This window comes from Thermohalobaculum sp. (genome assembly GCF_058622915.1).
On the sequence record NZ_JBZSYN010000020.1, the window covers coordinates 1 to 16,762 of the forward strand.

At 67.2% G+C, this 16,762-nt stretch carries 18 protein-coding genes, 1 tRNA gene and 3 pseudogenes; 11 read left to right on the forward strand and 11 right to left on the reverse strand.

Going from position 1 to position 16,762, the window contains the following annotated elements:
* The 3 genes and pseudogenes from AC32QD_RS01520 to AC32QD_RS01530 all read right to left on the reverse strand — a co-directional run.
* Positions 1-383 (reverse strand): annotated as a pseudogene (locus tag AC32QD_RS01520) (hypothetical protein); the annotation flags it as partial.
* A 159-nt stretch (positions 384-542) separates the two neighbouring features.
* Entirely contained in the window at positions 543-713 is a 171-nt protein-coding gene (locus tag AC32QD_RS01525; protein WP_492008716.1) for a hypothetical protein, read from the reverse strand.
* Positions 714-1,166: 453 nt separating this feature from the next.
* Positions 1,167-1,706, reverse strand: a complete 540-nt coding sequence (locus tag AC32QD_RS01530) for a TspO/MBR family protein (RefSeq protein WP_492008717.1) — start codon at positions 1,704-1,706, stop codon at positions 1,167-1,169.
* Between the two features lie 615 nt (positions 1,707-2,321).
* Between AC32QD_RS01530 and AC32QD_RS01535 the strand changes: the two genes are divergently transcribed.
* Positions 2,322-3,473, forward strand: a complete 1,152-nt coding sequence (locus AC32QD_RS01535; RefSeq protein WP_492008718.1) for a M24 family metallopeptidase — start codon at positions 2,322-2,324, stop codon at positions 3,471-3,473.
* Between the two features lie 12 nt (positions 3,474-3,485).
* Positions 3,486-4,313, forward strand: coding sequence for a carbon-nitrogen hydrolase family protein (locus AC32QD_RS01540; protein WP_492008719.1), 828 nt, complete (start codon positions 3,486-3,488; stop codon positions 4,311-4,313).
* Between the two features lie 16 nt (positions 4,314-4,329).
* Here the strand turns inward: AC32QD_RS01540 and AC32QD_RS01545 are convergent, their stop codons facing one another.
* From AC32QD_RS01545 to AC32QD_RS01555, 3 genes and pseudogenes are all read right to left on the reverse strand, one after another.
* A complete protein-coding gene (locus AC32QD_RS01545; protein WP_492008720.1) occupies positions 4,330-5,358 on the reverse strand; it encodes a sensor histidine kinase in 1,029 nt (342 codons plus the stop codon).
* Positions 5,355-5,579, reverse strand: a complete 225-nt coding sequence (locus AC32QD_RS01550) for an ATPase domain-containing protein (protein ID WP_492008733.1) — start codon at positions 5,577-5,579, stop codon at positions 5,355-5,357. The genes AC32QD_RS01545 and AC32QD_RS01550 overlap by 4 nt, the downstream gene beginning before the upstream one ends.
* Before the next feature lie 11 nt (positions 5,580-5,590).
* Positions 5,591-5,812, reverse strand: a pseudogene (locus AC32QD_RS01555) (IS6 family transposase); the annotation flags it as partial.
* A gap of 143 nt (positions 5,813-5,955) precedes the next feature.
* Here AC32QD_RS01555 and AC32QD_RS01560 point away from each other — a divergent pair.
* From AC32QD_RS01560 to clcA, 3 genes are all read left to right on the forward strand, one after another.
* Entirely contained in the window at positions 5,956-6,570 is a 615-nt protein-coding gene (locus AC32QD_RS01560) for a hypothetical protein (protein ID WP_492008721.1), read from the forward strand.
* Between the two features lie 150 nt (positions 6,571-6,720).
* Positions 6,721-7,929 carry an extracellular solute-binding protein gene (locus AC32QD_RS01565; RefSeq protein ID WP_492008722.1) on the forward strand — a complete coding sequence of 403 codons (1,209 nt, stop codon included), beginning with the start codon at positions 6,721-6,723 and terminating at the stop codon, positions 7,927-7,929.
* Positions 7,930-8,324: 395 nt separating this feature from the next.
* Positions 8,325-9,710, forward strand: a complete 1,386-nt coding sequence (gene clcA, locus AC32QD_RS01570) for a H(+)/Cl(-) exchange transporter ClcA (protein ID WP_492008723.1) — start codon at positions 8,325-8,327, stop codon at positions 9,708-9,710.
* A gap of 52 nt (positions 9,711-9,762) precedes the next feature.
* Here the strand turns inward: clcA and AC32QD_RS01575 are convergent.
* A pseudogene (locus AC32QD_RS01575) lies at positions 9,763-9,984 on the reverse strand (IS6 family transposase); the annotation flags it as partial.
* 17 nt (positions 9,985-10,001) lie between these two features.
* A tRNA-Ser gene (locus AC32QD_RS01580) sits at positions 10,002-10,091 on the reverse strand.
* A 91-nt stretch (positions 10,092-10,182) separates the two neighbouring features.
* Between AC32QD_RS01580 and AC32QD_RS01585 the strand changes: the two genes are divergently transcribed.
* The 5 genes from AC32QD_RS01585 (at position 10,183) to AC32QD_RS01605 (ending at position 13,508) form a co-directional block, all read left to right on the forward strand.
* A complete protein-coding gene (locus AC32QD_RS01585) occupies positions 10,183-10,503 on the forward strand; it encodes a hypothetical protein (protein ID WP_492008724.1) in 321 nt (106 codons plus the stop codon).
* Positions 10,504-10,726: 223 nt separating this feature from the next.
* On the forward strand, positions 10,727-11,392 hold the full coding sequence (locus AC32QD_RS01590; protein WP_492008725.1) for a hypothetical protein: 666 nt from the start codon (positions 10,727-10,729) through the stop codon (positions 11,390-11,392).
* A gap of 13 nt (positions 11,393-11,405) precedes the next feature.
* On the forward strand, positions 11,406-11,780 hold the full coding sequence (locus AC32QD_RS01595) for a hypothetical protein (protein WP_492008726.1): 375 nt from the start codon (positions 11,406-11,408) through the stop codon (positions 11,778-11,780).
* Positions 11,781-11,923: 143 nt separating this feature from the next.
* A complete protein-coding gene (locus AC32QD_RS01600) occupies positions 11,924-12,670 on the forward strand; it encodes a YebC/PmpR family DNA-binding transcriptional regulator (RefSeq protein WP_492008727.1) in 747 nt (248 codons plus the stop codon).
* A gap of 64 nt (positions 12,671-12,734) precedes the next feature.
* Positions 12,735-13,508, forward strand: coding sequence for an HpcH/HpaI aldolase family protein (locus AC32QD_RS01605; protein WP_492008728.1), 774 nt, complete (start codon positions 12,735-12,737; stop codon positions 13,506-13,508).
* A gap of 166 nt (positions 13,509-13,674) precedes the next feature.
* Here AC32QD_RS01605 and AC32QD_RS01610 read toward each other — a convergent pair whose 3' ends face one another.
* Positions 13,675-14,067, reverse strand: coding sequence for a DUF3775 domain-containing protein (locus tag AC32QD_RS01610; RefSeq protein WP_492008729.1), 393 nt, complete (start codon positions 14,065-14,067; stop codon positions 13,675-13,677).
* A 91-nt stretch (positions 14,068-14,158) separates the two neighbouring features.
* Here AC32QD_RS01610 and AC32QD_RS01615 point away from each other — a divergent pair, with 91 nt between their 5' ends.
* Positions 14,159-14,485 (forward strand): hypothetical protein, encoded by a 327-nt coding sequence (locus tag AC32QD_RS01615; RefSeq protein ID WP_492008730.1) that lies wholly within the window; start codon positions 14,159-14,161, stop codon positions 14,483-14,485.
* Positions 14,486-14,492: 7 nt separating this feature from the next.
* Here AC32QD_RS01615 and AC32QD_RS01620 read toward each other — a convergent pair whose 3' ends face one another.
* Both AC32QD_RS01620 and AC32QD_RS01625 read right to left on the reverse strand, forming a co-directional pair.
* On the reverse strand, positions 14,493-15,545 hold the full coding sequence (locus AC32QD_RS01620; RefSeq protein WP_492008731.1) for an asparaginase domain-containing protein: 1,053 nt from the start codon (positions 15,543-15,545) through the stop codon (positions 14,493-14,495).
* Positions 15,542-16,762 (reverse strand): M20/M25/M40 family metallo-hydrolase (locus AC32QD_RS01625; RefSeq protein WP_492008732.1); only part of this gene is annotated, 1,221 nt, incomplete at its 5' end. The genes AC32QD_RS01625 and AC32QD_RS01620, both read right to left, overlap by 4 nt.

The window sequence follows — 16,762 nt, forward strand, 5'->3', positions numbered from 1 at the left end:
AGTAGCGGCTCGAGCGGGCCATAGCCCAGAATGTCGTTGCACACGTCGTCGAGCAGCGCCTCCTGCTCGGTCACCGTCATCACAACCTTCTTCACCGCCAGAATGTCCCCGACAATCTGACGGATCTCCGAGCGCGCCTGCTCGGCGTCGAGTTTCATCAGTTGCGCCACATCGATTGCATCGATGAGGGCGTCGAAGACCGACTTCTTCAGGGCTTGATACGGTCCCGCCTTGTCTGCATCCGGGAACCGGGACGACTTGGGCGTTGCAGCGGTGGGAAGGATCGCTACGGGCGCTGGGGCAGCGGCACGCGGTACGCCCGCAGTGGCAGGCGCCGGCACGCTCGCCAATGGCTCCGCCAATGCAGTTCTCTTACCGAACATTCTCCAAGCCTTCCATCTGGGCCGCGCTCTGCGCCATTGGCACCTGGCCGTTGCCGGGGCCGTTCACCCGACGGCCTCCGGCCGGGCGCGAGCGGAAACGACCCGCGGTCACGGACTTCGGCTGCCTGGCTCGCTCTTCAGGCAGAATTACACAGGGATTTACGCGGCGTCGGACGCTGCGATGTGCATTTGCGAGAGCCGCTGGGCGCTCTCTCCGGTGGCCGTCGCCCCGACAAGAAGCATCAGCGAGATCAGGGTGGCCATCATGCCGCGCTCGAGTGCAGCTGCAAAAAAGCGGCTGGCTAGGCGGCGCGAGTATCCGATATCCATGGGTGCAGTTCCTTTCGCATTCTTTCCGCTGGCGCGGGAAATCCGGGATGTGGTTCCGCAAGACGCCCGCCTTCACCGCACCTATATGAAGACATCGGCAAACCCCCGCCAGTTGGCCTGATGACCGAAGCTCCCCGCAGCGGCCCATCGGCCAGTTGGACACCACCGGCCACCCGGGCGGGAGGGCACCGGGATCCTTTTCACCTTCCCCGTCCGGCTCGAGTGCGTTTTGGGAGGCATTGCACAGTGACGCTGGGCCCGCCCGCGATCATTTCCGGGTGTCTGACGTCGGCATCTGCCAAAACGATATAAGCGTTTGAGAAACGGAGGATTTCTGGCTCATCGGAGCCACCAAGGAGCGAAGATGAACAGGAAATCCGGACCATCGAAGGATGCCGCAGACAGGCTGGTCAGAGGCATCAAGCGCAAGACCCGCAAGCACTACTCGGTCGATCAGTTCAGCCACCAGAGTGCCGCGTTCAGGATCGTCGCGTAGGCGACCCACAGCAGGTAGGGGAGGAACAGCGTGCCGGCCAGCGGGTCGATGCGCCGGAACCGGATCGTGGTCATCGTGATCGCGGCCAGAAGGAACAGGATCTCGACCAGCGCGGCGGCAATCAGCTGGAGGCCGAAGAAGAGCACGGACCAGGCGAGATTGAGCGCCAGCTGCACCGAGAAGTCGGCAAGCGCGGCGACGCGCTTGGGCGAACCGGGCGCGCGCCAGACACGCCAGGCGGCGACCGCCATGAGCAGGTAGAGCGTGGTCCAGACCGGCGCGAACACCCAGTCGGGCGGATTGAAGGGCGGCTTCTCGAGCGATTGATACCAGGTCCCGACGCTGGTCGCGGTGACCGCGCCGCCGGCCGCCGCGACAGAAAGGCACAGGGCGACGAAGCCGGCCAGCGCCAGCAGGTCGCGGCGCGGTCCTGTCCTTGCGCGCAGGCCGCGCGAAGCGGAATCGCCGTCGCCCCGGTTGTCGCTCCTGGCCGGCATTGCTCTTCCCTTGCCCATTGGCGCCTCCAGCAACGTGTCGCCGACGATCCTCTCTCAGGGTTGTCGAGCCAGCGTCGTGGACCCGTCTCCACGCGCTCGCGAGGGCTTGAGTGATGAGCGGCAGGTGGTTTCCTGTGGGCTCCGGCCCGACATGCGTTCTATGCCAATATGAGGGTAGACGGTGTCGAGACCCAGTCTAAGGCGTGTTGTTGTTCGCCAAAGGGCGGCGCGGCGATCCCTGCATGACCGTCGGCGCGGTGGGCCTGCAATGCTGCGGACTTTGGCTCGACTCCTCTGAGGTGCGCCGTTTTCTCATACCTGGTCGAGGTTTGAGAAGGCCTGTGTGCGGGGGCGCTGCCTGACGGGGTCAGGGCCGAGAGCCCGGGACCGTTGGCCATGGAAAGCCCGCACCAGCCGCAATCGGTAACCGCGCCGCCGTTCGCTGGTCCGACAGCGCAGATTCCACTTCCAGACGACCGCAAAACCTGTTTCAAGCTGTGCATTGCAAGAATGACAGGCGACGAGGACGCACACCGGCTCGGGTGCAGCTTCGCCGGTGTGCGCGCGAACTGGGCTTGCGCGCGCGTTTGCGGCGGCCATAGGGGACCTTAGAGGATGCTGGAAGAAGCCAAGGGGCGCCTCGAGCGGCTTCGGCGCGCCATGGCGGCCGAGCGCATCCCGCTCGCGATCCTGACCGACGAATCCACGATCGCCTACTTCGCAGGGTTCTGGGGCTATCTCGGCATCGAGTTCGGCCGGCCGACCTTCCTGGTGGTGCCCGCCGACGACGAGCCTGTCGTCGTGACGCCGCTGATGGAGCAGGAAATGGTCGCCGCCATGACCTGGGTGGCCGAGATCCGCCCCTGGGAGGACGCCGGTCCAAACGGCTGGCGCGCTGTGCTCGGCCGCGCGTCTGGCGCCGGCGCAGGGGAAATCTGGATCGAACGCAATCTGGCGCCGGCGGTGTTCCTGAACTGGCTCGCCGACAGTTATCCGGGCACGCAGCTGCGCGACATCTCGCCGATCGTTGCGAGCATGAGAATGATCAAGTCGCCGCTCGAGATCGGCATCATGCGACAGGCCGGCGCCATTGCCGGCGCGATGATGCAGGCGGCCCATGACTCGCTCGCCGAGGGCGCGCCCGAATACGAATCCGCCCTGGCGGTGCTGGCGGCAGGAACCCGGGCCGCCGCGGGGTTCCTGACCGCCCAGGGGCTCGACCGCTTCGTCTCGCCGGTGATCCACAATCTGCAGATCATGCAGAGCGGCCGGGATACCGCGATGGTGCACCGGCGCGCGGGGGTGAAGCGCCTCGAGCGAGGCGATCCGGTCTACTTCTGCTTTTGCAACCTGGCCGAGTTCCGCCACTATCGGCTTGGCTTCGACAGGATGTTCTTCATTGGCGAGGCGTCCAAGGATGCGGCGCGTATCCAGGAGACGGCGGTCGCCGCCCAGCAGGCGGCCCTGACCGCGATTCACCCTGGGGTGCTGGCCGAGGACGTGGCAGCGGCGGCAAACGAGGTCTACCGCAGCAACGGCTTCGCACCCGGCTACCGCACGGGTCGCTCGATCGGCGTCGCCTATCTGGAAGCCCCCGAACTCAAGGCTGGGGACACAACGGTGCTGCGGGCCGGCATGACCTTCGCGGTCGATGGCGGGATTTCGGTCGCAGGCAGCACCGCGGGGCGGATCGGCGACTCCATCGTCGTGACCGAGGGCGGATTCGACTACCTCACCGAGTACCCGCGCGGCGTCCTGGTCGTGTGAGGGACGGGCATGATGCAGGAGAGCCTCCGGGTCACGATCTTCCAGCCTGGTGTGGACGATGCCCACGCGGATGACCGGCTGGGCCGTCTCGACCGGGCTGCCGGACGGGCGGCCTCGACCGGGGCCGCGGTGCTTCTGTGCCCGGAGTTGTTCCTCTCGGGCTATCACGTGGGCGAAGCGCTCCGCGCGCGCGCCGAGGCCGTGGACGGCCCCTTTGCTCGCGACGTGGCGGGGATCGCTCGGGGCCATGGCCTGGCGATCGCCTACGGTTATCCTGAGGCGTGCGGCGCGACGATTTACAACTCGGCGCTCTGCATCGGTCGCGATGGCCGGACCCTCGCCAATCACCGCAAGCTGGCGCTGCCGAACCCCTATGAGCGGAGCTATTTCCAGCCCCATGCCAGGGTGGCCCTGTTCGATCTCGACGGTTGGCGTGTCGCAATCCTGATCTGCTACGATATCGAGTTTCCCGAGGCTGCCCGCGCCGCGGCGCAGGCGGGCGCCGAGTTGATCCTGGTGCCGACCGCCCTGGGGGCTGAATGGGACGTCGTCGCCGAGCGGCTGGTGCCGACCCGCGCCTTCGAGAACGGCCTGTTCCTTGCCTATGCGGACTATGCCGGCACCGAGCGCGGGCTCGCCTACTTCGGCGGCAGCCGGATCATTGGCCCCGACGGGCGCGAGCGGGCGATTGCCCGCCGTTGCGAGGACCTGATCGGGGCGAGGCTCGTGAAGCGTGAGATCGCGGCGGCACGGGCGAGACTGCCCTATCTGCGCGACAGCGAGCGCCTCCAGCTCTCACCCGACAACAGCATCGGCCCCAGGGTCGCCGACCCCGCCTGAACGCCAGGGTACAACTTCAGCCGGCGATCTCGCCGAGCGGAACCCGCAGGGTCCAGACAAGGCCGCCGGGAGGAAAGTCCAGTGCGCATGTGCCCTCGTATCGGGCCGGCAACTGCTCGATCATCCTGGTTCCAAAGCCCCTTCGGCTTGGCGGCTCGAGCCGGGGGCCACCGTCTTCCATCCAGGAGAGTGTCAGCGCACCGTCATCTGTCGTCCACGTGACCTTCACGCGACCGCTCTCTCGCGACAGGGCTCCGTACTTGGCGGCATTCGTCGCCAGTTCGTGCACGATCAGCGACATGGCGAACGCGAAGTGCTCGCTCAGCAGGACCTTTGGGCCCTCAAGCTCCGACTGCCCCTGTGAAAGGCGATAGGGCGCCAGCTGATCGGACAGCAGCTCGCGCAGGCTCATGGCGTTGCCATCGCTTTCCACCAGCCGCCTGTGTGTCTCGGCGAGCGATTGAATCCGCGCCGACAGGCTCTTGGCGAAGCTCTCGACGCTGTCATGGTATTCGGCGGTCAAGTGGAGCTTCGCCTGGATGATCGACAGCATGTTGTAGGTTCGGTGCCGCAGCTCGGACAGCAGGAACCGCTGCCGCCGCTCGCTCTGCTCTACCCTGCGCAGGAGCTCGGCCGTGTCGAACTGGCGGCGACGAAGTTGAATCTGGTTCTTGATGACGAGGTGCAGCGCGGTCGGGCTTACGGGTCGTTGCAGGATCACCGCCGTTGCGGGTGTGGTGTGGGACAGCAGCTCGCTGCAGATCTGTGGCGGGCGACCCGCATGTCCGACCACGAAGATCAGCGGCACGGTCGACCAGCTCGGCGCGTCTCCCAAAGCTGGCTTCATTGCTTCGAGGGTGAGTGTTCTTGCTCCCTCCTCGGACACGATGGCGCAGAGCGGACTCTCGGCCAGAGCCACTGTGAAATCCTCTCTGCTGCGGCAGATCCGGGATGTCAGATCAAGTGCCTTGACCGACGCGGCCAGCGCGTTTGCGTCTCTGGCCAGCGGCGCGTAGATCAGGAGGCTTTCCTCCGGTTGCGTCACGGCTCGTAGATGTGCGCAGTCGGATTCACCGGCAGGTTGGCACTTTCCGCCTCGCTGAACTCCCTGACCGCCACTTCGTTCGGCGCGATGATGAAGTTCTTGATGCGCCGCTGGTGGGCGCTCTGGCGTTTCTTCAAGACCGCAAGGGTGCGCCGGATCTCCCCGCCGATCGGATAATGCCGCAGCAGGATGACCGAGTCGGCGATAAAGCTGACATCGATTTCCGAGCGCGGCGGCTCCGGTCAACACGCCTGCGCCTGATCTCGCTGGCGAACATCGGGCCGAACCGGTTCCACCAGAACCGCACTGTCTCGTGGCCGATCTCGATTCCGCGCTCGTGCACCAGGTCCCCGACATGGCGCAGCGACAGCGGGAGGCGGACATACATCATCACCGCCAGGCGGATGATCTCGGGCGGGGTTTTGCCGTAGCGAAGAGGGTTCGGATTCGTCATGCCGAAACGCTGCGATCGGCCCGAGACCAGCGCAAAGCCGGTTTGCTCTCACAGGGCCCTTCACCAAATTCGAGACCCGGCCCTGCAGAAGTCTTCGCGGAAATCTGCTACAACGGCGGGCAGAAGAAGCAGGAACCGCCTTGATGGCAACCTCCGACCAATCCATCGTTGCACCATCCCACTCCGGGAGCGCCGCCCCAACAGCAGCCCAGGCCAGACGCGCGCTCGGCAAGGGTCCAAACCCGGACAACGTGGCCAGTCCCGGTGGCGTTTTCGGCCGCACGCTCGTTGCCGGTCTGGTGGCGGCCTTCGTGATCGGGATCGCTTGGACCTACTCGGTTCTGTTCGGAGGATTCAACTATTCCGCAGTTGGCATTGATGAGGCCCAGATTACCGGCGCTATCAACTTGGCATTTTCTTCGCAGGACTCCTACAGCAAGGGCAATCTCGTCCCCGTCGTGAGGGACTACAGTCAGCTCCGCCGACGAGATTTCACTCCGGACGGGAAGGCAATCTACTCACCCTTTCGCACCCGCATAACCGTGACCGGGTCCGGTAAAGCGACATATACTGTCGACTGGCACAGCTTGCCGGTCGGTGCATGCAGCTACCTGCTGAATTCAGTCGGCCACCCCCGCGGCCTGCGACCCGCAGCTATTTCGGTAAACAACGCCTCCGTCTCCCGGTCCTTGACCTCGGAGGCCGTTCGAAAGGCGTGCAAACGACTCACCGGCAACGACATAAAGCTGGTGTTCTGATCACCCATTTTCCAGCAACTGGCTGGACTTAGGCATCGTTGAGCTTCCGATGAGCTATAATGGAAGGCGAGCAAACAGTGCATTGGGATTTCAACCAGCCAAAGGCTCAACGAGAACGACCAAAGACGCCGAGCGAGCAAGAAGGACGACATGGCAAAGAAAACATGGGATCCAGAGTCCGGGACACTTCCGGTTTCGCGCCGGGACCTTTTGGCGCTCGGCGCCTCGACCGCCGGGCTGGTCTCGCTCTCGTCCCTGGGTTCGCTGATCGGCGTGCGCAGCGCGCTGGCTGCCGGCGCGACGATCAACCTCTGCTCGTGGGGCGGGGCCTATCAGTCGAGCCAGATCAACGCCTATGAGGAGCCCTATAGCAGGGAGACCGGCTTCAAGTTCAACAACATCGAGAAATCGAGTAACGGCCCAGCGCTCATTACCGCGCAGGAGCAGGGCGGCAACGCCAGCTGGGTTAGCTGGGATATCGTCGACATGCTGCAGGCGGATGCCAACCGGCTCTACAGCCAGGGGCTGCTGCGGGAAATTGTCTGGGACAAGGACCTCGACCGGGCGCCCGACGGGACGTCCGCCTGGGACGACTTCGCCAAAGGCTCGCTCAGCGGCGGCGACGACAAGTCCGGCGGCTTCGTCTCGACCATCTCCTACAACACGATGTTCTGCTACAACAAGGTTGCCTTCCCGAACGGCGGCCCGCGCTCTGTCCAGGACGTCTTTGACATGGCCAGGTTCGCCGGCAAGCGCGGCCTGCAAAAAATCCCGGCCGGCAACCTGGAATGGGCGCTCTATGCGGATGGCGTGGCCAAGGACAAGATTTACGAGGTGCTGGCGACCCCGGCCGGCGTGGAGCGCGCGTTCAAGAAGCTCGACGAGTTGAAGCCGCATGTGATGTGGTGGAGCGAAGGCACCGAGCCGCAGCAAATGCTGGCTCAGGGGGAGGTGACCATTGCCTCGGCCTACAATGGCCGGATCTTCGACGCGATCGTCGCGAATGGCGACCCGCTTGGCTTCATCTGGGATGGCGGGCTTTACGAGTGGGATGGCTGGGTGGTTCCCGCCATCTTGCCGAAGGACCGGCAGAAGCGCGCGATGGATTTCCTGCGGTTCTCGACCTCCACCAAGAGCCTTGCCGAACAGGCGCGCTACATCGCCTACTCGCCGGCTCGGAAATCGTCATTCGCGCAGATGGCCGACATTACCTATTTCAAGAATGCCAAGATCAAGATGATGCCGTACCTGCCAACATCTCCGGATCACCTGAAGTGGTCGATCGCGAAAAGTGCATCGTTCTGGTCCATCTACGGACCTGACCTGATCGGGCGCTTTCAGACCTGGCTCGCAAGCTGACGAGAGGCGCCGATACGCACGGAGACCTGCGATCTGTGGTGGGACAAGAGCACCAGCTCGCTGAGCACGTTCGGTGTCGAGGTTTTTACCTCGAGTCCAAATTCACGTCGTAGCGCAGGATCACTGCTGCCATTCACTACTGCCATGAACCGCCTCTCGGTGTGCCTTGTCCCAAAGTTTCATGCGTCTCGGCGGTGATCGATATTTGAGCGTCGTCAGGTAGTGGACTTCGGCCAAAGGCGTGATCAAGGTCGAAGGCGGGCAGTATCTGAAATCATTAAAGAACGGATAACGCCAAACTTTTCCTTCCGTGATCGCGACTGATGTGTCAGCGTCGGCAGGCAGTTGGCAGTGTGGCTGCTTTGATAGATACGAACTCACCTGTCCAGGACGATATGGTCGCTCCGGAAAGCGAGATTGACGAACCAGAAGACGAAGAGGCGCTCCACAATCCGTTACCGGCTGACCGAAGCCTCAGTCGCCTCCTGCTCGTCTCGCTTCTTGCACCGGTGGTGGGTGCCGGCGCGGGCCTGGTAGACGCGATCTTCCGCATCGTCCTCGACAAGGCCGACGTCTTCCGCACCGAAATGATCGCCCGCGGGCATGAGGCACCCGTACTTGGCTTCATTGCGCTCCTGCTGGGAAGCGCCGCCGCCGCCGCCTTCGCTGCCTGGCTCGTGCACCGTTTTTCGCCCCATGCCTCCGGCAGCGGCATCCCCCAGATCGAGGCCGCGCTGAACGGCGAACTGCCGCCGACCCCGCCGCGCCTGCTGCCGGTCAAGTTCATCGGCGGGATCTCGGCCATCGGCGGCGGCCTCGCGCTCGGTCGCGAAGGCCCAAGCGTGCAGATGGGGGCCGTCGTCGCCCACCTCGTCGGCCAACTGTTCCGCCACTCGACGGAAGAACTGCGCTTCCTGCTCGCCGCGGGCGCCGGGGCCGGCCTTGCCGTCGCCTTCAACGCCCCCATCGCCGGGGCCGTCTTCGTGCTCGAGGAACTCGTGCGCAGGTTCGAGCCGCGCATGACGATCGTGGCGCTGGCCACCTCCTCGACCGCGATCATCGTCTCCCGCCTGTTTCTCGGCAACGCGCCCGACTTCCAGGTCGTGATCCTGTCGCACACTGCCTCCGCCACCGGGCCACTACCCTACGCAGAAGACGCGACCTGGTTTGTCTACATCGTCTTCGGAGCGGTCACGGGGGTCGTGGCGAGTTGCTACACCCGCATCGTTCTTGGCGCACAGTCCTTCATGGCGAAGTTCGAGCGTGTGCCGGTGGAGCTGAAGGCCGGCATTATCGGCGCCTTCGTCGGGACCGTCGGCTGGTTCACCCCCAATCTGGTCGGCGGCGGCAACAACATCAGCCAGACGCTGCTGTCCGGCGGCGTGGTCTACAGTGCCATCCCGCTGGCCTTCGTGATCCGGTTCTTCCTCGGTCCTATCTCTTACGCTGCGCGCACGCCCGGAGGGCTCTTTGCGCCGCTCCTTGTCCTTGGTGCACAACTCGGCCTGCTCTTTGGCGCGGCTGCCTCTATGGTGTTCCCGCATCTTGGTATCGAGCCGGAAGCCTTCGCCGTCGTCGGCATGGCTGCACTGTTCACCGGCATCGTGCAAGCCCCGGTGACCGGGATCATTCTGGTTACGGAAATGACGGCCGCCTTCACCGCGTTGCTGCCGATGCTGGCGGCCTGCTTCACGTCGATGCTCGTTGTCCACCTGCTGCGTGCGAAACCGATCTACGACTCGCTGCTCGAACGGGTGGTGAAAGAGGCGCACTCCACCTAGGCGCTCTCAGACGAATGCGAACCGGTCTCAGTTTGCCGGGGAGCGCCGGAATTCAGGCCGCGCCGCGTCGACGCCACTCGGTGAGAGCGGCGGTTCGGTTGAGCTTGAAGACGTCCCGGCTGGAGAGGCTGCGTTCCTGGTTGACGTGGTTGTCGACGGAGGCGTGGACGGCGGCGAACTCTTGCAGGCTTTGCATGCGCGGGAAGCGGAGCATAGCTCATTTTCGTCGTCGGAACGGCAGGTGCGAGTTCTCCGCCCTGTTGTTCAGCCAACGACGGTTGCCGGGGTCGGTGGCGGAGAGGATGGGATTCGAACCCACGATACCGTTGCCGGTATACACGCTTTCCAGGCGTGCGCCTTCGACCGCTCGGCCACCTCTCCCAGAGGCGCGGACGCTATATGCCGAGCTTGTGATTGGCAAGGGAGCGCGCGACCAATAGCCTAGGCCCCGATGCGCGCACCGGAGGAGGGCATGTTGCGGATTCTGGCCTACCTGTTTCTCGCCCTGGCGGCGGTGATCGCCGGGGCCGATGTCGTCTCGGGGCTGATGGCCGGCCATGTGCAGCTGCAGCCGCTCGGCGCCTGGTGGGCGTGGGTCGACCGCAACAGCCTGCTCTTGCTGCAGCCCGCGATCCAGCGCCATATCAGCCCGGCGCTGTGGGACCCCGGCATCCTGACGCTGCTGGAATGGCCCGCGGCGATCGAGTTCGCCGTGCTCGGCGGCCTGTTCTGGCTGGCGGATCTGTGGCGCCGCCGCCGGCGGCGGCCCGCGCGCCCGCGGCTGCGGCGCTGAGGCACGGGCCCGGCGCTTCGCTGGCACACGCATCGACCGGGGGCGAGCCCGCACCTGGCCCCGCCCGCCGCGATCTGCACGGAATCTTAACCGAACTTTCCTAAGGCCTGCCCGGCGAGCCCCGCGCTGCGGGCGCGCCTTGCTTGCCCCCGCGGTCGCGGAGCGATCATCGGGAAAGGAGACAAGCATACGCGCCACCATCGAGCGATGGGGCAAGGGCCTCGTGGCCCTGCTCGCCCTCACGGCGCTCGCCGCCTGCGCTATCGGGCGCGAGCCGGCCTACGACGCGGCCCTGGCCGGCCAGGTGACCGACCTCACCGGCGAGACCTTGCGGCTGTTCCAGGATCTCGCCCCCGGCACGACCGCCAGCTACGACGACCGCGCGGCGCAGTACCGCAGCCTCGCCGCCCATGCCGAGACCGTCCGGCTCATGGCCCAGGCGCGCGGTTCGGCGGTGCAGCCCGGCGGACTGATCATGCAGGCCGCGCGGCTCGGTGCCAGCACCGCGCTGGCGAAGAAGGTCTCGGACAAGGCGGCCCAGCGGCTCGACGAATACCGCGACGCCACCGCCGCCTACATGACCGACTACCTGCGCAACCTGCACCGGCTCGAGACCTACGACCGCTCCGCCTCGGCCGACCCGGCCCGCCGCCTCGCCGACTACCAGGCGGCGCTCGAGCGCCATCGCGATGCCGTCGCCGCCTATCTCGCCGCCTTCAAGCGCTGGCAGGCGGGGCAGGGCAAGCAGCCCGCCGAGCCCGGCCCCGCGCCCGAGCCGCCGGCGCAGGGGCTCGATCCGGCGCAGGTCTCGCTCCGGCTCACCGCGCTCGAGGACATCCTGCGCGACACGCTCGTCTACGAGCGCGACATTCTCAACCGCAACCGCTGAGGAGGCCCGACAGATGGCACAGACGATCGACAAGCTCACCGCCGATATCGGCCTCGTCGTCTCGCAGATCCTCGAGACCGACCTGGCGCTGCTCAAGGGCTATTCGGTGGCCAAGGCGCAGGCGATCTCGCGCTTCACGCTCACGCTGGGCGAGGGCTACGCCGCGGGCACCATCTCGGATGCCCAGCTGGCGCAGGAGAAGGAGGAGATCGAGCGCATGGTGATCCGCTTCGTGCGCAACATCCAGGCGCTTGCCACCACCACCATCGAGCGGCTGATCGCCGGCGTGGCCGGGGTGCTGGCCACCGCGCTGAGGCAGCTCACCGGGCTGCCCAACCTCACCCTGGGCGGCACGCCCGCAACGATCTGGGGCGTCGGCCCCGCCTGAGGCCTCCGCGCCTGAGGCCTCCGCGCCTGGCGCCTCCGCGCCGGCGGCCCCTGCGCCGCCGGCGCCGCGCCTCCCTTGAAAGGCGCGCCCGCGCTCCCTTATAAGGCCGGCTACATCACACCATCACCCTTGGAGATCTTCCGATGGCCGGCCATTCGAAATGGGCGAACATTCAGCACCGCAAGGGGCGCCAGGACGCCGCCCGCTCGAAGCTGTTCTCGAAGCTGGCGAAGGAAATCACCGTCGCCGCCAAGATGGGCGATCCCGATCCCGAGAAGAACCCGCGGCTGCGCCTGGCGGTGAAGGACGCCAAGGCCAACTCGGTGCCCAAGGACGTGATCGAGCGCGCCATCCGCAAGTCGCAGGGCGGCGACGCCGATACCTACGAGGAGATCCGCTACGAGGGCTATGGCCCCGGCGGCGTCGCCATGATCGTCGAGGCGATGACCGACAACCGCAACCGCACCGCCTCGAACGTGCGCTCGACCTTCTCCAAGCACGGCGGCAACCTGGCCGAGACCGGCGCCGTCTCGTTCATGTTCGAGCGCAAGGGCCAGATCGTCTATCCGGCCGCTGTGGCCAGCGCCGAGCAGGCGCTCGAGGCCGCCATCGAGGCCGGCGCCGAGGACGTGGAGTCCGACGACGACAACCACGTCATCTGGTGCGCCCCGACCGATCTGTCGGACGTCGCGCAGGCGCTCGAGGCGATCCTCGGCGAGGCCGAGTCGACCCGGCTGGTTTGGCACCCGCAGACGCTGACCCCGGTCGACGGCGACACCGCCGAGACCCTGTTCAAGCTGATCTCGGTGCTTGAGGACGACGACGACGTGCAGTCCGTGACCGGCAATTTCGACATCTCCGACGAGGTGATGGAGCGGCTGGCCTCCTGAGCCCGGCCGTCCCCGGCGAGAGGTCCGCCATGACGCCCCCCATGACGTCCCCATGACGTCTCCCATGACGCCCCCTCGCGACAAGCTCGCCCGTCTCGCCGGCCGCGTGCCGGCGCGTTGTTTCTGGCTCGACCTGCCCTCGCCGATGGCCGCCGAGATCGCCGGGCGCGCCGGGCCCGAGCTGTGCGTCATCGACACCGAGCACGGCCAGATCGGGCCGGAGACGCTTGCGGACATGCTGCGCGCGCTCGAGCTGACCGGAACGCCGGCGCTGGTCCGCGTCGGCGATATCGGCCCGGGTCCGATCAAGCACGCGCTCGACGCCGGGGCTGCCGGGATCATCGTGCCCTATGTCGAGACGGTCGATCAGGCCCGCGCCACGGTGCGCGCCAGCTTCGCGCCGCCGCTCGGCGCGCGCGGCATGGCCGCTGCGATCACTCGCGCCGCGCGTTATGGCTCCGATGCGGACTATGCCCGCACGTGGAACGACCGCGCGTTGCTCGCGCTGCAGATCGAGACCGCGAAGGGGCTCGCCGCGGCGCCCCGGATCGTGGCGGTCGAGGGCGTCGACATGCTCTTCCTCGGCCCCTCGGACTATGCCGCCGACCGGGCTCTGGACCCCGTGGCCGACAGCGCCGCGATCCTCGCCGCATTCGCCGAGATGGCCGCGGCCGCGCGGGGCGCGGGCAAGCTCGCCGGCGCCTTCCCCTGGCCGGGCGCCGATCCCGCCCGCCTCGTGGCCGAGGGCGCCGACCTGGTTGCCGCCGGCTCGGACGTGCGGGCGCTGGCGCAGGCGCTCGCCGCGGGCCTCGCCGCCTGTCCGCTTCCCGGCGCCTGAGCGGTCCGCGACAGCCGCGCGCGAGCGGCCCGCCGGCGCCTGTGAACGTGGTTAAATTTCGCTGAAGAAAGGCCGGAAATTCTTATTGGTCTTATATAAGACCTATAAGAGTCGAGCGGCGACCTGCAGCCCGGCATGGGGTGTCTGGCTACCCCAGACTTATCTCTCAGCCGATCTCGCTCTCGATCTCGGAGGTGTCGTAGCCGAGCCGCTCGAGCGCATCTTCGAGGAAGTCCGGCAGCATCGGTGAGCCCAGGAGATACTTCGCCGTGTCCCGGGTCTGCAGGCCCCGCGCCTCCTCGACCAGGCCGGGGAAGTCGGCCGCGTCGCCGTCGTCGCGGCCGAGCCAGAACAGCGCCACCAGCTCGGACCGCTCGGTCTCGTTCATATCATTGATCCAGCTCGTCAATTCGTCAGCCACCGGATCGTCCGCGCGGTCCTCGAGCACGCCCAGCGCGTCGTCCTCATCGCCGATCTCGCCGGTGTCGACGTCCTTCACGTCGAACTCGCGCGCCTTCAGGATGATCCAGGCCAGGGTGGTAAGCGGGATCGTCAGCATGCACGTCCTCCTGAGTGTCTCATGCTAGCAGAGCTAGCCGCGCCGGCAACTCCTGACCTTGATCTGCCGCAAGCCGCAAACGCCCCTCCGCATGTCGCTGCCGGACGCCAGCCCCTCCGCCTCCCGCCGCATCTTGCCGCGCATGCGCGGCGCCGGAAAGCATCCTTGCGACCCGAGGGACCTCATTCACGAGGCCTACCGGATCGACGGCATCCGGGCGGAGGAGTGCCGGGCCATCTTCTTCGACTGGGCGATCGGGCTCGATGCCGGCCTGGATGTGATCGCGGCCGCGAAACAGCTCTACGCCGACCTCGGGACGGCCCATCCCGGCCATCCCATGACCGATCTGCTCGCCCAGGCAGCGCACGGCATGACGCCCGAGCGCGGGCAGACGCGCGGGCGCCGCCGACGGCACTAGCGTCTGCTCAGCCCTGCCGCTCGCCGGCCACGGGGGCGAGGAAGAAGCGCTCGACGGCGGCGCTCTCCCAGCCCCGCGCGGCGCCGAGGGCGAGGCCCACATGCAGCTTCACCTGCACGGCCGCGGCCGTCATGTCGGCGGACGACAGCGCACCGCAGTCCTCCAGCCAGTGCCCGGCGCCGTAGAGCCCCGGCGCCACATCGCCATGCGGCACCTGGCTGTCGGCGACCAGGATGACCCCGCGATCATGCAGCGAGCGCAGCAGGGGCGCCAGCTGCTCGCGGGCCGGAAAGTTCCCAAGTCCGTAGCCCAGCAGGTGGATTGCGCCGAGTTTCTCATCTAGTTTCTCAACCGTGGCCCGGAGCTGGGCGAGGTGGTGCGCGGGGTCGTTCGGCGCCGCCGTCACCGCGACCACCGCCCTGGTCCCGAGATGCGGGGCGAGGCGGTCGAGCTGGGCCGTGAGCACCTCGGCGCCGACCACGGGCAACTGCGGGGCAGGGGCGTCGCCCCTGGGGTATTCGAAGGCCCGGTCGTCGCGGGTCGACATCTTCATCACGCGCGACCCGCGCAGGGTGAGCCCGCCGAAGGCCACCGTCACCTCGCGCCGGCCAAGCGCGAGGGCGCTCAGCGCCGTGTGCAGGTTGTCGAGCGCGTCGGTGCCGGCGGCCAGCCCGTCGCCGTCGAACAGCGGCCGTTGCGCTCCGGTCATGACCACCGGCTTGGCGAAGCGGCCCGCGGGCGTGCCGTCGGCCTCGTAATGCGTCAGCAGGAGGACCAGCGCGGTCGCGCTCCAGGCCATGGTGTCGGTGCCGTGCAGCAGCAGCACAGCCTCCTCCTCCCCGGCGGCAAGGACGAGGCGGGCCAGCCGGCTCCAGTCCGCCGGGGTCATCTGCGAGGAATCGAGCGCGGGGCTCAGCCACTGCCAGGCGAGGGCGGCGTCGCCCAGCCGGGGCGCGACGTGGCGGTCCCACAGCTGGTGGAAGCGGGCGGCGGCGAGCGGCGTCAGCGGCGTGCCGGCGCAACCGATCGTGCCGCCCGAATAGATCAGCCGGATCGTCATGCGGCCAGCGCCGCGAGGATCCGGGCCCAGCTGCGCGCCCCCCTGGTAAAGCTGGTCATCTCGTATTTCTCGTTCGGGCTGTGGATTCGGTCGTCCTCGAGGCCGAAGCCGATCAGCATGCTGTCCATGCCGAGGATGGATTTGAACTGCGAGACCACGGGGATCGAGCCGCCGGTGGCGATCAACGCCGCCTCGGTGCCCCACTCCTCGCTGAGGGCCTTGCGCGCCCCGGCGAAGGGGGGGCTGTCGAGCGCGAAGGCGATGGCGGGGCCACCGCCGCGGCCGACGAACTCGGCCCGGCAGTCGCCGGGCAGGCGCTCGGTGACGAAACGGCGGAAGGCGGCGCGGATGGTCTCGGGGTCCTGCGCGCCGACCAGGCGGAAGCTGATCTTGGCATGTGCCTCGGCCGGGATCACGGTCTTGAAGCCGGCCCCGGTATAGCCGCCCCAGATGCCGTTGACCTCCGCCGTGGGGCGGGCCCAGATCTGCTCGAGCACCGAATAGCCGGTCTCGCCGGCCGGCTCGCTCAGCCCGATCTCGCCGAGGAAGCGCTCGGCCGAGAAGTCGAGCCTCGCCCACTGCGCGCGCAGGTCCTCGGACAGCTCGGGCACGTCGTCGTAGAAGCCGGGGAGGGTGACGCGGCCCTCGCCGTCGTGCAACGCGGCAAGGATGCGGGCCAGGAGGTGGATCGGGTTCGCCGCCGCGCTGCCGTACATTCCGGAATGCAGATCGCGGTTGGCGGCGCGGATCGTCACCTGCTCGGCGAAGTTGCCGCGCAGCATGGTGGTGATGGCGGGCGTCTGCGCGTCCCACATGGTGGTGTCGCAGATCAGCGCAAGATCGGCCGACAGCTCGTCGCGGTGCTTGTCGAGGAAGGGGGGCAGGCTGGCGCCGCCCGTCTCTTCCTCGCCTTCGATCAGGATCGTGACCTTGCAGGGAAGCGCCCCGTGCGCGGCGCGCCAGGCGCGGCAGGCCTCGACGAAGGTCATCAGCTGCCCCTTGTCGTCGCCGGCGCCGCGGGCCGAGATGACGCGCCTGCCGTCCTCGAGCGCGACGACGGCCGGATCGAAGGGATCGCGCTGCCACAGCTCCAGCGGGTCGGCGGGCTGAACGTCGTAATGGCCGTAGAACAGGACGTGCGGCCCGTCCGCAGAGAGGTCGTGGCCGACCACCATCGGGTGGCCCTCGGTCGCCGCGACGCGCGCGTCGAAGCCGAT